Source organism: uncultured Polaribacter sp. (assembly GCF_947503875.1).
In the GTDB taxonomy this organism is placed as follows: domain Bacteria; phylum Bacteroidota; class Bacteroidia; order Flavobacteriales; family Flavobacteriaceae; genus Polaribacter.
On the sequence record NZ_CANNFH010000005.1, the window covers coordinates 270,924 to 283,526 of the forward strand.

General features: G+C 31.6%; 15 protein-coding genes and 4 tRNA genes. 12 read left to right on the plus strand and 7 right to left on the minus strand.

Annotated elements, in window-relative coordinates; all coding sequences use genetic code 11:
• Positions 1 to 78 precede the first annotated feature (78 nt).
• The 3 genes from Q0684_RS10100 to Q0684_RS10110 are packed head-to-tail and all read right to left on the minus strand — an operon-like array spanning position 79 to position 3,264.
• Entirely contained in the window at positions 79 to 1,245 is a 1,167-nt protein-coding gene (locus Q0684_RS10100) for an efflux RND transporter periplasmic adaptor subunit (protein WP_299016150.1), read from the minus strand.
• Positions 1,246 to 1,255: 10 nt separating this feature from the next.
• A complete protein-coding gene (locus Q0684_RS10105) occupies positions 1,256 to 2,662 on the minus strand; it encodes a TolC family protein (protein WP_299016153.1) in 1,407 nt (468 codons plus the stop codon).
• Positions 2,663 to 2,664: 2 nt separating this feature from the next.
• Positions 2,665 to 3,264, minus strand: a complete 600-nt coding sequence (locus Q0684_RS10110; protein WP_299016156.1) for a TetR/AcrR family transcriptional regulator — start codon at positions 3,262 to 3,264, stop codon at positions 2,665 to 2,667.
• Positions 3,265 to 3,459: 195 nt separating this feature from the next.
• On the opposite strand from Q0684_RS10110, the gene Q0684_RS10115 reads away from it, so the two are divergent.
• The 3 genes from Q0684_RS10115 (at position 3,460) to Q0684_RS10125 (ending at position 4,886) form a co-directional block, all read left to right on the plus strand.
• Positions 3,460 to 4,431 (plus strand): polyprenyl synthetase family protein, encoded by a 972-nt coding sequence (locus Q0684_RS10115; RefSeq protein ID WP_299016159.1) that lies wholly within the window; start codon positions 3,460 to 3,462, stop codon positions 4,429 to 4,431.
• A gap of 60 nt (positions 4,432 to 4,491) precedes the next feature.
• Positions 4,492 to 4,565 (plus strand) — tRNA-Ile (locus Q0684_RS10120).
• Positions 4,566 to 4,706: 141 nt separating this feature from the next.
• The gene (locus Q0684_RS10125; protein ID WP_299016162.1) at positions 4,707 to 4,886 is read left to right on the plus strand and encodes a hypothetical protein; all 180 of its coding nucleotides are present in this window, start codon (positions 4,707 to 4,709) and stop codon (positions 4,884 to 4,886) included.
• Positions 4,887 to 4,888: 2 nt separating this feature from the next.
• On the opposite strand, the gene Q0684_RS10130 is transcribed toward Q0684_RS10125, so the two are convergent.
• The gene (locus tag Q0684_RS10130; RefSeq protein WP_299016164.1) at positions 4,889 to 5,473 is read right to left on the minus strand and encodes a riboflavin synthase; all 585 of its coding nucleotides are present in this window, start codon (positions 5,471 to 5,473) and stop codon (positions 4,889 to 4,891) included.
• A gap of 57 nt (positions 5,474 to 5,530) precedes the next feature.
• On the opposite strand from Q0684_RS10130, the gene pdxA reads away from it, so the two are divergent.
• The 9 genes from pdxA to Q0684_RS10175 all read left to right on the plus strand — a co-directional run bounded on the left by pdxA (position 5,531) and on the right by Q0684_RS10175 (position 12,038).
• On the plus strand, positions 5,531 to 6,568 hold the full coding sequence (pdxA, locus tag Q0684_RS10135) for a 4-hydroxythreonine-4-phosphate dehydrogenase PdxA (RefSeq protein WP_299016167.1): 1,038 nt from the start codon (positions 5,531 to 5,533) through the stop codon (positions 6,566 to 6,568).
• Between the two features lie 84 nt (positions 6,569 to 6,652).
• The gene (locus Q0684_RS10140; RefSeq protein WP_299016170.1) at positions 6,653 to 7,195 is read left to right on the plus strand and encodes a DUF177 domain-containing protein; all 543 of its coding nucleotides are present in this window, start codon (positions 6,653 to 6,655) and stop codon (positions 7,193 to 7,195) included.
• A 1-nt stretch (position 7,196) separates the two neighbouring features.
• Complete coding sequence (rpmF, locus tag Q0684_RS10145) at positions 7,197 to 7,391, plus strand: 50S ribosomal protein L32 (protein ID WP_299016173.1); 195 nt, start codon at positions 7,197 to 7,199, stop codon at positions 7,389 to 7,391.
• Between the two features lie 154 nt (positions 7,392 to 7,545).
• Entirely contained in the window at positions 7,546 to 8,541 is a 996-nt protein-coding gene (locus Q0684_RS10150; RefSeq protein ID WP_299016175.1) for a beta-ketoacyl-ACP synthase III, read from the plus strand.
• A gap of 27 nt (positions 8,542 to 8,568) precedes the next feature.
• Entirely contained in the window at positions 8,569 to 9,054 is a 486-nt protein-coding gene (accB, locus tag Q0684_RS10155) for an acetyl-CoA carboxylase biotin carboxyl carrier protein (RefSeq protein ID WP_299016177.1), read from the plus strand.
• A gap of 75 nt (positions 9,055 to 9,129) precedes the next feature.
• Positions 9,130 to 10,470: an acetyl-CoA carboxylase biotin carboxylase subunit gene (gene accC / locus Q0684_RS10160; RefSeq protein WP_299016180.1), complete on the plus strand. Its 1,341-nt coding sequence runs from the start codon at positions 9,130 to 9,132 to the stop codon at positions 10,468 to 10,470.
• An 83-nt stretch (positions 10,471 to 10,553) separates the two neighbouring features.
• The gene (locus Q0684_RS10165) at positions 10,554 to 11,003 is read left to right on the plus strand and encodes an Lrp/AsnC ligand binding domain-containing protein (RefSeq protein WP_299016183.1); all 450 of its coding nucleotides are present in this window, start codon (positions 10,554 to 10,556) and stop codon (positions 11,001 to 11,003) included.
• A gap of 37 nt (positions 11,004 to 11,040) precedes the next feature.
• A complete protein-coding gene (locus Q0684_RS10170; RefSeq protein ID WP_299016188.1) occupies positions 11,041 to 11,340 on the plus strand; it encodes an Hpt domain-containing protein in 300 nt (99 codons plus the stop codon).
• A complete protein-coding gene (locus Q0684_RS10175; RefSeq protein ID WP_299016191.1) occupies positions 11,337 to 12,038 on the plus strand; it encodes a LytTR family DNA-binding domain-containing protein in 702 nt (233 codons plus the stop codon). The genes Q0684_RS10170 and Q0684_RS10175 overlap by 4 nt, the downstream gene beginning before the upstream one ends.
• Positions 12,039 to 12,321: 283 nt before the next feature.
• Here Q0684_RS10175 and Q0684_RS10180 read toward each other — a convergent pair.
• The 3 genes from Q0684_RS10180 to Q0684_RS10190 all read right to left on the minus strand — a co-directional run bounded on the left by Q0684_RS10180 (position 12,322) and on the right by Q0684_RS10190 (position 12,596).
• Positions 12,322 to 12,407 (minus strand) — tRNA-Leu (locus tag Q0684_RS10180).
• Positions 12,408 to 12,428: 21 nt separating this feature from the next.
• Positions 12,429 to 12,500 (minus strand) — tRNA-Gly (locus Q0684_RS10185).
• A gap of 22 nt (positions 12,501 to 12,522) precedes the next feature.
• Positions 12,523 to 12,596 (minus strand) — tRNA-Asn (locus Q0684_RS10190).
• Between the last annotated feature and the right edge of the window lie 7 nt (positions 12,597 to 12,603).

Here is a 12,603-nt window from a genome sequence, read left to right on the forward strand (position 1 = left end):
GAATTGTTTATTTTTTATTACTGAAATATAAATTTGATTTTGCTTAATTTTTAAAAATCTGAAAATTACCAGCTATAGTTATCCTCTAATCTCAACTTTCTGACCATCTTTTACACTTCTGGCTCCAGCTTCTATCAATTGATCTCCAGTTTTTATTCCGCTTAGAATTTCTATTTTATCTCCTTGTATTTTTCCAGTTTCAACAATAACTTGTTTTGCTATACCAAATGCCCCTTCTTTATTCTTAATTACATAAACATATTGCTTACCAACCGCGTTTTCAGAAATTACACTTTGCGGAATTAGAATTGCATTTTCACTTGTATAATCGTTAATACTTAGTTTGGCCGTTAAATTTGGTTTTATACTTTTATCTGTATTTGGCACGCCAACTTCTATTTTAAAAGTTCTGTTGGTTGGGTTTATGTAATTACCAGTTTGCCTTACAACCGTGTTTATTGTTTTTCCAAGAATTGGTAGTGTTACAATCACACTTTTTCCTTTAGAAACATTACCAATGTATGCTTCAGGTACATCAGTTTCTAAGTACATATTATTTAGATTAATAACTCTAAAAACCTCTGATCCAGGTCCTGGAGCAACCACTGTACCTTGTTCTTTCATTACAGCATCTACAATTCCAGAAAAAGGTGCTCTAATAGAGGCTTTATCTAACTGTTTTTTTAATTGCGCTAATGCGTTTTTTTGAGATTTAAATTGTGTTTCTGCTTGTAAATACTGTATTTCAGAACCAATTTTTTGAGCCCATAATCTTTTCTGACGTTCAAAAGTAGTTTGGGCAAGTGCAGTTGTTGCCTCTAATTGAGCTACTTGTTGCGCCATTCCTCCATCATCTATTTTTGCTAAGATTTGCCCTTTAGATACGCGTTGGCCTTCTTTTACAAATACACGTTCTAAGGTACCTGGCATTTCTGGGTACACCAAAACATTTTGCTTGGTTTGTACATTTCCTTGTAATTCTAAATAGTGTATAAATTTTTCATTTTTAATAGTAAAAGCAGTTACTAAAGGGTTTCTCTTTAGTGTATCTAACTCATCTATTGCGCTAATTAAAGTCTTAACCTTATCTGAAAGTTCTTGTTGTTTTTTGTCCAATTCGCTTTTCTTTGTGCGAATTTTTTTAATGTCTTTACTTGCAATTATTTCTGCTATTGTTGGTTCTTTTTTATCACCACAAGCATTTAAAACAAATGCAGTTATTAATAATAGATATATTTTTTTCATGACAAATTTGTTATTTAAGAGGTATATTTAATGCGTTTTCTAATGCTGCTTTTTTAGCAATTACATCTAACATAGATTGTATGTAATTTTGTTGTTGTGCGTACAATTGATTTTGTGCTTGTAAGAGATCAAAACTTGTAGAAATTCCTTCGAAAAACTTTATGCGTTGTTTCTTTTCTATACGTTCTGCCAAGCCAACGTTCTTTTTATTAGTTTCATAATTTTCTATACTCAATTGGTAATCGCTTTTAGCTTTTTGTGCTTGAAGTGATAAGCGCTGTTTGGTTTCTTCTAATTTTAAATCGGCATTTTCTAAGGCTATTTTGGCTTGTGCTGTTTTAGATTTTCTACTAAAACTGCTAAAAATAGGCACGCTTAAACTTACGCCTAAAAGTGATTGTTGAAACCATTGCTGATTGCTATTTAAAAAGGTAAACGATTCTGAAAAACCTTGCGTACCATAATTAATGAAGGCAGATAGACTAGGTAGGGCTTTACTTTGCTCTAGTTTTACCATTAATCTTTTGGTTTCCCTATCGTTTTCAGAAATTCTAAAATCAATATGATCATTTACATTAAAAGTTTCGCCAATTAAAGCTAGGTTTATGTTTGCTGTAGCTAAACCATCTAAAGTATCTGTTAATGTAAGGTTGGTTTCTATGCTGCTTCCCATGGCAAGATTCAACATTTGGTAAGCAATATCTTTTAAACGAATTACGCTATTTAATTGATTTTTTAAATTTCCCAAAGTTATTTCTAACTGCTCTACATCTTCCTCTTCATTTAAACCGTTTTCATAAATCTTTTTAGCATCATTGTAATTTTTTTCTAATATTTTTATATTATTTTTTACAATTGAAATGCTTTTTTCAGTTACTAAAACATTGCCATAGGCATTAATAACAGCCTCTCTAGTAAGTAAATCTGTTTTTTCCTCTGCTTGTTCAGATATTTTTAAAAAGGTTTTAGAAGCCTGTAAAGCAACCAGATAAGAACCGTCAAAAATTAATTGAGATAAAGTTACAGAGGCGTTTACGTTTTGTTCTGTTCCAAAAACAACAGGTATAAAGCCTTCTGGTACAGTTGGCGTTCTGTTGGCTTGTAAATCGAAAAAATCTTCAACGGTACTAACAGTACTACTTGTATTATCAAAAGCGGCTGCAGGTAATAAAGAAACAGGTTGCTTAATAAATTTTTGATAATCTATTTGTCCGTTTATTTGAGGTAAACCAGTTGCTGTAGTTTCCCAAACTTTTTCGTTTGCAGATTCAATATCATTTTTTGCAGCTTTGGTGTTGTAGCTATTCTCTAAAGCATAATCTATAGCTTCTTGCAGAGAAAGTTGCATGCTATTCTCTTGTGCATTCGCTAAAAGCGAACAGAAGAGTGTAAAAAATAGTAATCTTATTCTTTTCATTCTTATTTTTCTATTAGTTGTTTATTTAATTCTTTTACTCCTTTTTCTGTAGAAATGCCTCTTAAATGATATTCTAAATAGTTTAACGTTAATTCATTCATAGAAAAATTTGTTAGTGGAAAAACTTCTTGGTCTTTAATTCCATTAATACCATAAAAGTAAATGCGTGCAATAAAATCTACATTAATCTGTGCTCTAAACAAGCCTTGCTGTACACCTCTAGTTAAATTGTCTTTTATGGTTTCATGCATAATCTCCAATTGTTTCCTTTTTAAGGATGCATAAATTTTAGGATAGTATTTCTGCAATTGATATTGTGGTGAAGATTTCTCATCTTTTAAATGCAGCATCACCATTTTTTTTATGGAAAAGATTTCTTCTATAGGATTCAGTTTTCTTTCACATATTTCATCTATTCCTACACATATATTGTTAAACATGTAGTTTGTTACTGCTGTAACAAGTTCTGTTTTGTTTTTAAAATGTTTGTATATGGTTTTTTTAGAAACGCCTAATTTACTTGCAATTTCATCCATAGTAACACTTTTAAATCCTAAGTTTAAAAACAAATCTTTAGATATTTCTAATATTTTCTCAGTCATATTTGTGTAGCCAAATGTGTAGCTTTCTAATTGGTTTTTTTACAGTTTAATATAAATCGTATTAGTAATTAGTTTGCAAATGTACAGAAGGAAACTTTAGAAACAAAAATAGTTTCCAAAGTTTTAATGTTTTTTTAACATTTCATTTGAAACGGGTGCTTTGTTTACTTTTATTTTTACATAAAAAATAAAGATTTGGATATTTTACATTATCAAAAAGAATTTTTGACCTACTTAGAGTCGGAAAAATGGATTCAAGAACCAAAAAATTTATATGAACCCGTAGATTATATTTTAAAGTTAGGCGGCAAACGAATTCGTCCCGTTTTAACCTTAATGGCCGCAGATATTTTTTCTGGAGGTTTCCAAAATGCTTTACCTGCTGCATTAGCAGTAGAGGTTTTTCATAATTTCACTTTGGTGCATGATGATATTATGGATGCTGCGCCTTTAAGAAGAGGTAAAGAAACAGTTCATGAAAAATGGAACATAAATACAGGGATACTTTCTGGCGATGCAATGTTGATTTTAGCCTACCAGTATTTTGAAAATTATGAGCCAATTGTTTTTCAAAAATTAGCAAAATTGTTTAGTAAAACAGCCTTAGAAGTTTGCGATGGCCAACAATTAGATGTTGATTTTGAAACTAGAAACGATGTTACGATTGACGAATATATTAATATGATTCGTTTAAAAACATCTGTTTTAGTGGCTGCTGCCTTAAAAATGGGTGCAATTGTTGCTGAAACTTCAGATGAAAACGCCAACTTAATTTATGATTTTGGCTTAAACTTAGGTTTAGCATTTCAACTGCAAGACGACTTTTTAGATACGTTTGGTGATCCAGAAACTTTTGGCAAGCAAGTAGGAGGAGATATTATAGAAAATAAAAAGACCTATTTGTACTTAAAAGCCTTAGAAGTAGCTAATGAGGAAGATAGAGGGAAATTAAAGTATTTATACAGGAAAAAATTGAAAGAAAACACCGTTAAAATTGCCGATGTTAGACGTCTTTTTGAGTTAAATGATATTCCTATTTTAGTTAAAAATAAAATAGAAGAATATACAGAGAAAGCCTTTGGTAAGTTAGCTAAAATGGATGTTTCTGAAGAAAGTAAAACTAACTTAAAAAACTTTGGTTTGTGGCTAATGAATAGATCTGTGTAAGTTTTTTGTTTTTTGTTGGCATATTTTAAAATAAGTATTACATTTGCACCCAATAATTTTGGTCCCATAGCTCAGTTGGTTAGAGCACCTGACTCATAATCAGGTGGTCCTTGGTTCGAGCCCAAGTGGGACCACTTTATTTCTCACTTTTTTTGTTGCATTACAGTAGGTTTTTTCAAGTTAATTATTTGAATTTACTATTTTTTATGATAAAAAAAACATATATTTGTTGACGAAAATCAAATTTTAAATATTTTATTCTGGGGAGAAATAAAATGATGAAAAAAAGATTGTTAACACTGGTATTAGTGTTTTTTTTCGGTTCTACTTTTTACGTACAGGCTCAAGGGCCACCAGTACCACCACCGCCACCACCTGGTTTGCCAATAAACTTTGGCTTCTTATTCTTAATGATTGCAGGTTTAGTTTATGGAGTTAGAGTCTCAAATAAATAAATTTATTGTTTAGTTAACCTACTTACATACTTTCCTATTACATCAAATTCTAAATTAACAATTGAATTTACTTTTAAAAATTTAAATACTGTATTGTTCAAGGTGTAAGGTATAATAGCAACACTAAATTTATTTTCTTTAGAGTTTACAACAGTTAAGCTAACACCATTTACTGTAATAGAACCTTTTTCTATGGTAACATTGTTGTTGTTAGAGTTATATGTAAAGGTAAACAGAGTACTTCCATCTTGATTTTCTATTGCTGTGCAAATCCCGGTTTCGTCTACATGCCCCTGTACAAGATGGCCATCTAGTCTGTCGCCTAACTTCATACCACGCTCTAAATTCACCCGATCTCCTAAATTTAGATTGCCAATATTTGTTTTGTCGAGTGTTTCTTTTATAGCGGTTACAGTGTATTCATCTTTATCTATAACAACAACAGTTAAACAAACTCCATTATGAGCAACACTTTGATCTATTTTAAGTTCTTGTGTAAAATTACTTTTTACTGTTAAGTGAAGGTTTTCTTGTTCTTTTCTCTTGTTTGTAATTTCGCCAAGTGATTCTATAATTCCTGTAAACATTTCTTTAAATTTTAGTTACTTTTGTATCATATCAAAAATAAGAAGATTGCAAGAGTTATGGCAGATAAAACTGATAAAATTATTGTAGGAATATCTATAGGAGATTTAAATGGTATTGGCATAGAAGTAATTCTAAAAACATTTCAAGATAAAAGAATGTTAGATTTTTGTACTCCAGTATTGTTTGGTTCTACAAAAGTTGTATTGTTTCACAAGAAAGCTTTAAATGTAGATGTTACAGTTAATAGTATTACAGACTTAAAGCAGCTAAACCACCAAAAAATTAATGTTTTAAACATCTGGAAAGAAGATGTACCTGTAGAGTTGGGTAAGGCTACAAAGCAATCTGGCGAATATGCCGCAAAATCTTTAGAGTATGCGGTTAATTGTTTAAAAGATAAAACTGTAGATGTTTTAGTAACAGCGCCTATACACAAAGAAACCATACAATCAGACGTATTTAATTATCCAGGTCACACAGAATTTTTAGAAGATAGATTAGCCGGTAAAAGTTTAATGATTTTAATGACTAATCAATTAAGAATAGGTTTAATAACCGGGCATATACCAATTTCTAAAGTAGCAGAGACCGTTACCGAAGACTTGATAACAGAAAAGGTAAATACAATGCATGCAACATTGCAAAAAGATTTTGCTGTTGTTAAGCCAAAAATTGCAATTTTAGGGTTGAATCCGCATTGCGGAGATAATGGAGTAATAGGAAAAGAAGATGATGCTATCGTAAAACCTACAGTAAATAAAATAAGAGAAGCAGGTAAATTAGTTTTTGGTCCTTACGCTGCAGATGGCTTTTTTGGCTCAGAAACATACAAGCAGTTTGATGGAGTGTTGGCTACTTATCACGATCAAGGTTTAGCGCCTTTTAAAGCGTTGTCTTTTGGTAATGGTGTTAATTTTACAGCGGGTTTAAGTCATATTAGAACATCACCAGATCATGGAACAGGATTTGATATTGCTGGAAAAAATTCGGCAAATCCTTCTTCTTTTAAGGAAGCTTTATTTAGCGCCTTAAAGATTTTTAAAACAAGAAAAGAGTATAAATTACTATCGAAAAATAAGCTGAAAACGAAATAAAAATAAAATATGCTCTTTTTTTTATAGAAAAGAGTGTATAAACACAAATTTTTATATCTTTGCACGCTCAATTGATGTTTGATAATGAAACACTTGAAACAATTCAACATACCGTTTGTAGGATTAAAGGAAGGTAAACATTTGTTTGAATACACCATTGATAATACGTTCTTTAAGATATATAATTATGAAGAGTTTGATAAATCTTCATTAAATGTACAATTAGATTTTGTAAAAAAAAGTACCTTTTTTGAATTGGTTTTTGCAGTATCTGGTTCAGTAAACGTGCCATGTGACGTTACCAATGTAAATTTTGATTTAGAAATCACATCAGAATTACCATTAGTAGTAAAGTTTGGCCCAGAATTTAATGACGATAATGAAGAGATTCTAATCTTACCTCATGAGGCATATCAATTTAATGTAGCACAATTTATTTATGAAATGATTGTGTTAGCAGTTCCAAATAAAAGAGTACATCCTAAGGTTTTAGATGGTACAATGGAATCTGAAGCATTAAACAAATTACAAGAATTACAAATTAATAAAGATAAATTTGTTGCAGAAAAAGCAACAGACCCAAGGTGGGATAAATTAAAGAATTTAATAACAGAAAAAAAGAGATAAAATGGCACATCCTAAAAGAAAAATATCTAAAACAAGAAGAGATAAAAGGAGAACACATTATAAAGCTGCTGCACAACAGATTGCTACAGATCCTACAACAGGTGAAGCACATTTATACCACAGAGCACATTGGCACGAAGGTAAATTATATTACAGAGGTCAAATAGTTTTAGAATCTGCTGTCGCAGAAGCATAAACCCAATTTTACTAAACATGAAAAACCCTCATTTTTGAGGGTTTTTTTGCGTTTTTAAGTCAAAATTCATTGTTTTTGATAACTTTTAGTCGAAAAAGTGAAATAATTTTCATTTCTTTGACTTTCCTTAACGCTAGGATAATACATAATAATTATGACTAAAATTACTGCTGCAATTTCAGCTGTAGGAAAATATGTTCCTGAGTACGTTCTAACAAATAAAGAATTAGAGACTTACGTAGATACTAATGACGAATGGATCACTTCTAGAACAGGAATAAAAGAAAGAAGAATTTTAAAAGGAGAAGGCCTAGGTACTTCTTACATGGCCATAAAAGCTTCTGAAGACTTAATTCAAAAAAGAAATTTAGACCCTAAAGAAATAGACCTAGTTATAGTGGCTACTGCTACACCAGATTTACTTGTAGCTTCTACAGCAGCATACGTGGCTTCTGAGATAGGAGCAGTAAATGCTTTTGCATATGATTTGCAAGCAGCATGCTCAAGTTTTCTATATGGTATGTCTACAGCTGCAAGCTATATTGAATCGGGTAGATATACAAAAGTTTTGGTGATAGGAGCAGATAAAATGTCTTCTATTATAGACTATAAAGACAGGGCAACCTGTATTATTTTTGGAGATGGTGCAGGAGCAGCGTTATTTGAGCCGAGTTTAGAAGGTTTGGGCTTGCAAGATGAATATTTAAGAAGCGATGGTGTAGGAAGAGATTTTTTAAGAATAGAAGCAGGAGGTTCTATTATGCCTCCAACCCAAGAAACTGTAGCAAATAAAAAACATTACGTATATCAAGAAGGTAAAACGGTCTTTAAATATGCGGTTTCTAATATGGCAGATGTCGCAGAAAAAATGTTAACTAGAAATAACTTAACAGAACCAGATATTCAGTGGTTAGTTGCGCATCAAGCAAATAAAAGAATAATTGAGGCTACAGCAAATAGAGTAGGGGTTTCATCAGAAAAAGTTATGATGAACATTCAAAGATACGGAAATACAACATCTGCAACTTTACCATTGTTATTGGCAGATTATGAAAAAGAATTAAAAAAAGGAGATAATTTAATTTTTGCTGCGTTTGGTGGTGGTTTCACTTGGGGAGCTGCTTATTTAAAATGGGCATATAATTCATAAATACAAACAAACTAAATAATAAGAAATATGGATATTAAAGAAATTCAAAATCTTATAAAATTTGTAGCTAAATCTGGTGCAAGCGAGGTTAAGTTAGAAATGGAAGATATTAAACTTACTATTAAAACAGGTTCAGAAAAAACAGAAACAACTATAGTGCAAGCCGCTCCAATTCAGGGTGTGCCTCAGGTTCCAGCACCTATAATGCCAGCCCAGCCAGTGGCAGAAACAACTTCAACTCCTGCCAGTAAAGAAGCTTCTGAAAATTCAAAATATGTAACTATTAAATCTCCTATTATTGGTACATTTTATAGAAAGCCTGCTCCAGACAAACCTAATTTCGTAGAAGTAGGTACAGAAGTAGGTCTTGGAGATACAGTTTGTGTTATTGAGGCAATGAAACTGTTTAATGAAATCGAATCTGAAATTTCAGGAAAAATCGTTAAGGTATTAGTAGACGATTCTACACCTGTAGAGTTTGATCAACCACTATTTTTAGTAGATCCATCATAATTAGAGTATAATTTTTAGAGTTTAGACATGTCTAACTCAAAACAAAAAACTTATCATTTTAAAAACTCTTAAATTATGTTTAAAAAAATATTAATTGCCAACAGGGGAGAAATTGCACTACGTGTAATTAGAACTTGTAGAGAAATGGGTATTAAAACTGTGGCAGTGTATTCTACTGCAGATGCAGAGAGTTTGCACGTGAGGTTTGCAGATGAGGCAGTTTGTATTGGTCCTGCACCAAGTGCAGAATCGTACTTAAAGATGTCAAATATTATTGCCGCTGCAGAAATTACAAATGCAGATGCCATACACCCAGGTTATGGTTTTTTATCTGAAAACGCGAAATTTTCTAGACTTTGTGAAGAGCACAATATTAAGTTTATTGGAGCTACTGGAGAAATGATAGATCAAATGGGAGATAAGGCGAATGCTAAATCTACTATGATTGCTGCTGGTGTGCCTTGTGTACCAGGTAGTGAAGGCGTTATTGAAAATTTTGAGGAGTGCGAAAAATTAGCTGCAGAAACAGGTTATCCTGTAATGCTAAAAGCATCTGCTGGAGGCGGAGGTAAAGGTATGCGTGCTGTTTGGAAAGCTGAGGATTTAAAAGATGCTTGGGATTCTGCAAGGCAAGAATCTAAAGCTGCTTTTGGTAATGACGATATGTATATGGAAAAGCTTATTGAAGAGCCAAGACATATAGAAATTCAGATTATAGGGGATTCTTTTGGTAAAGCATGTCATTTGTCGGAAAGAGATTGTTCTGTTCAGAGACGTCATCAAAAATTAACGGAAGAAACACCTTCTCCGTATATGACTGATAAGCTGAGAGAAGATATGGGGCAAGCGGCTGTAAAAGCTGCAGAATATATCAAATACGAAGGGGCAGGAACTGTTGAGTTTTTAGTAGATAAGCATAGAAATTTTTACTTTATGGAGATGAATACTCGAATTCAAGTAGAGCACCCCATAACAGAAGAAGTTGTAAATTATGATTTAATTCGAGAGCAGATATTAGTGGCTGCAGGAATACCAATTTCTGGAAAAAACTACTATCCACAATTACATTCTATAGAATGCAGAATTAATGCAGAAGATCCTTTTAATGGTTTTAGACCAGCGCCTGGAAAAATAACAACTTTGCATACACCTGGAGGGCATGGAGTTAGAATGGATACACATGTATACGCAGGTTATATGATTCCGCCGAATTACGACTCTATGATAGCCAAATTAATTGTTACTGCACAAACAAGAGAAGAGGCTATTAATAAAATGAAAAGAGCTTTAGATGAGTTTGTAATAGAAGGCGTTAAAACAACGATACCATTTCATAGACAGTTAATGGAACACCCAGATTATGTTTCTGGTAACTATACAACTAAATTTATGGAAGACTTTGAAATGCAATCTTAGCATTTATTGTGGAAAGAAATTTTAAAAAAAAGAGAATACAAAATGTATTCTCTTTTTTTTTTCTTTAACCTTTATTTAATTTTATGAAGATTGACGGGATTGATAAAATCATTATTAAAAGACTAATACAAGATGCTAGAACACCAATTTTAAGCATTGCAAGAGAAGTAGGGGTGTCAGGTGCAGCTATTCATCAAAGAGTTAAAAAGTTAGAAAAATCTAATTTAATAGCGGGCTATAAATTGGTGGTTAATCCTAAAGCTTTGGGATATACAACAACTGCTTTTGTAGGTATTTATTTAGATGCTACAAATCAGATAAAACCTACTGTAAAAAGATTAGAAGAAATACCAGAAGTAATTGAAAGTCATTATACAACAGGAAACTATGCACTTTTTGTAAAAATACTATGTAAAAATAATTTAAGTTTAATGCATGTTTTAAACGAAAAAATACAAACAATAAAAGGAGTGTTAAGAACAGAAACTTTTATTTCTTTAGAACAATACACTAATCGTCAAATAAAAATCTAAAATTTTGGAAACCCCTAATCTAAGTTATATATCACAAATGTCTGGTGGAGATAAAGTGTTTGAACAAGAATTGTTACAAATTTTGAAATTAGAATTTCCAAAGGAACTCAAAGAGTTAAAATTAAATTTTAAGGCCAAAAATTTTGAAAAAGTTACTTTAGATATACATAAAATAAAGCATAAAATAGGACTGCTAGGGATGGCAGATAGTTTGGAATTTGCTAGTAAAGTTGAATACGACATAAAGAAAGGTATTACAGAAGAATACGATGATTTGTTATTAATTTTAGATAGAATAGCTGTATATTTATCCCATAAACAGCTAACCCTACTATGAATTGTATTGTTATAGATGACGATGCATCTGCTAGATTAATTATTAAGCAGATGTGTAAAAACACCTCCATACAGATTTTAGAAGACTTCTCATCAGCAATAGAAGCAATAAAATATTTAAATGCTAATGAAATAGACGTTATTTTTTTAGACATACATATGCCTACTTTTTCAGGCTTCGATTTTATAAAAACCTTAAAAAATCCACCAAAAATTATTTTAACTACGTCCGATAAAAATTTTGCTTTACAAGCGTTTGAGTTTGATTGTGTTGTAGATTATTTAGTAAAACCTATTGAGTTAAATAGATTTACAAAATCAGTAGAAAAATTATCTAAGTTTACTACAAAAGCAGTTGATGTGGTGACAAATAAAAAGCAAGAAGAAAGCAAATTTATATATGTAAATGTAGATAAAAGGCTAGTTAAATTAGATATACCTAAGATACTATTAATAGAGGCAAACGGAGATTATATTAGTATTAAAACAGATGGTAAAAGCTATATAGTGCACTGTACACTTAAAAAAATAGAAGAAAAGCTACCCTCTGCTATTTTTTTAAAAGTTCACAGGTCGTATATTATTAATACATTAGAAATTATAGATATTGAAGATAACAGTGTGCTAATAAGAAAATATGTTGTGCCAATTAGTAGGTCTAAGAAGGCTGAACTAATGGAAAGACTTAATTTATTGTAACACATCACCATCTACGAAATACGTTAAATTGTAGAGAATTTTGCACGGTTTATCGATTTTTTCTTAAAGTCGGCTTGTAATTATTCTACATTTACTTTATATTTATAGGTAAATACTGGTAATAGTTAGTAAAAATATAATGGAAAATAATCAGAATTCGGGGGGATTTATCGATTATTAGAAAGAGTTAAAACTTTATTGTTTTAGCTCTTTTGCTTTTTGTTATAATCCCTTAAAGTATGATACAAAAAAAAACCATAACAAATAAATGTTACGGTTTTAGTACTGAAGATGGGACTTGAACCCATACGAGCATTACTGCTCACTGGATTTTAAGTCCAGCGTGTCTACCAATTCCACCACTTCAGCATTGGTATTTTTTCATAATAGAGCGAAAGACGGGATTTGAACCCGCGACCCCCACCTTGGCAAGGTGATGCTCTACCCCTGAGCTACTTTCGCAGTCATTATTATTATGAAATTGCTCCTCTTCTTGGGCTCGAACCAAGGACCCTCTGATTAACAGTCAGATGCTCTAACCAACTGAGCTAAAGAGGAGTTTGCT

Coding starts and splice junctions, on each gene's coding strand:
- Q0684_RS10110 (WP_299016156.1), bottom strand. CDS start 3,264: ATGACTGAGAAAATATTAGAAATATCTAAAGATTTGTTTTTAAACTTA.
- Q0684_RS10170 (WP_299016188.1), top strand. CDS start 11,041: ATGTCTGGTGGAGATAAAGTGTTTGAACAAGAATTGTTACAAATTTTG.
- pdxA (WP_299016167.1), top strand. CDS start 5,531: ATGGCAGATAAAACTGATAAAATTATTGTAGGAATATCTATAGGAGAT.
- Q0684_RS10165 (WP_299016183.1), top strand. CDS start 10,554: ATGAAGATTGACGGGATTGATAAAATCATTATTAAAAGACTAATACAA.
- rpmF (WP_299016173.1), top strand. CDS start 7,197: ATGGCACATCCTAAAAGAAAAATATCTAAAACAAGAAGAGATAAAAGG.
- Q0684_RS10130 (WP_299016164.1), bottom strand. CDS start 5,473: ATGTTTACAGGAATTATAGAATCACTTGGCGAAATTACAAACAAGAGA.
- Q0684_RS10150 (WP_299016175.1), top strand. CDS start 7,546: ATGACTAAAATTACTGCTGCAATTTCAGCTGTAGGAAAATATGTTCCT.
- Q0684_RS10140 (WP_299016170.1), top strand. CDS start 6,653: ATGAAACACTTGAAACAATTCAACATACCGTTTGTAGGATTAAAGGAA.
- Q0684_RS10125 (WP_299016162.1), top strand. CDS start 4,707: ATGATGAAAAAAAGATTGTTAACACTGGTATTAGTGTTTTTTTTCGGT.
- accB (WP_299016177.1), top strand. CDS start 8,569: ATGGATATTAAAGAAATTCAAAATCTTATAAAATTTGTAGCTAAATCT.
- Q0684_RS10175 (WP_299016191.1), top strand. CDS start 11,337: ATGAATTGTATTGTTATAGATGACGATGCATCTGCTAGATTAATTATT.
- Q0684_RS10100 (WP_299016150.1), bottom strand. CDS start 1,245: ATGAAAAAAATATATCTATTATTAATAACTGCATTTGTTTTAAATGCT.
- Q0684_RS10105 (WP_299016153.1), bottom strand. CDS start 2,662: ATGAAAAGAATAAGATTACTATTTTTTACACTCTTCTGTTCGCTTTTA.
- accC (WP_299016180.1), top strand. CDS start 9,130: ATGTTTAAAAAAATATTAATTGCCAACAGGGGAGAAATTGCACTACGT.